Origin of the sequence: Pseudomonas sp. EL_65y_Pfl1_R83, from assembly GCF_963970695.1 — a bacterium.
Lineage (GTDB): Bacteria > Pseudomonadota > Gammaproteobacteria > Pseudomonadales > Pseudomonadaceae > Aquipseudomonas > Aquipseudomonas tritici.
In genome coordinates this window covers 1-784 of sequence record NZ_CAXAQI010000071.1, presented here as the reverse complement: position 1 = coordinate 784, position 784 = coordinate 1, and the positions used below count along the sequence as shown (strand labels likewise).

2 protein-coding genes are annotated in these 784 nt (G+C 63.5%); both read right to left on the bottom strand.

Annotation, left to right across the window (positions count from 1 at the left end):
- Positions 1-385, bottom strand: a 385-nt coding sequence (locus AACY08_RS27655; protein ID WP_339472289.1) for a 2Fe-2S iron-sulfur cluster-binding protein, incomplete at its 3' end; no start/stop codon positions are given.
- A gap of 116 nt (positions 386-501) precedes the next feature.
- Positions 502-784, bottom strand: a 283-nt coding sequence (locus tag AACY08_RS27650) for a VOC family protein (RefSeq protein ID WP_339472288.1), incomplete at its 5' end; no start/stop codon positions are given.

Here is a 784-nt window from a genome sequence, read left to right as displayed (position 1 = left end):
CACACGCTCCGATGCTGCGCCCGTAGAGCGACATGACGAAGCCCGGCGTGCAGAAGCCGCATTGCGAGCCGTGATGATCGACCATCGCCCGCTGCGCCGGATGCAGTGCACCGGGCTTGCCGAGGCTCTCGACGGTCAGCAGGGCCTTGCCGTCGAGCATTGGCAGGAACAGGATGCAGGCATTAACTGCCCGCCAGTGGACCTGATCCTGGTCGTCCAGCGTCCCGACCAATACGGTGCAGGCCCCGCAGTCGCCTTCCGCGCATCCCTCCTTGGTGCCGATACGACGAAGCCGATAGCGCAGCAGGTCCAGCAACGTGCCGGTCGGGTCGACATCGCGCAACTCGACGACGGCATCGTCGAGCAGAAAACGCACTTCACTCATTGTCTCGGTTCTTCCGACTTGTTTCGACTGCGCCGCCGTCCGCGGTCGAACGCGAGAAGGGGGAGCCGGATTTCAACCGATCGATCCGTCTTGCGGCTCGCCCTGGTGACGGCAAGTTAGCTTGCTGAACCCTGGAAGTTGATCCGGAAGGCGTTGCCATCGGGATCGCGGAGCACCGACTGATACCATCCGTAATAGGTCTTGAACGGCTCCCTGACCAACGTGGCGCCCAGTTCGCCCGCCCGTTCGGTAAGGGCTCGCACCTCCCCCTCGCCGGAAACGTCGAAGGTCTGGAGCACGCGATCACCGACACCTTCCTGCGGGGCAAGCCCCAGAAGATCATAAGCGCTTGGACCGCTGAAACCGATCGAGGACCCGCCGGTCGTGAAGCCACGGAAA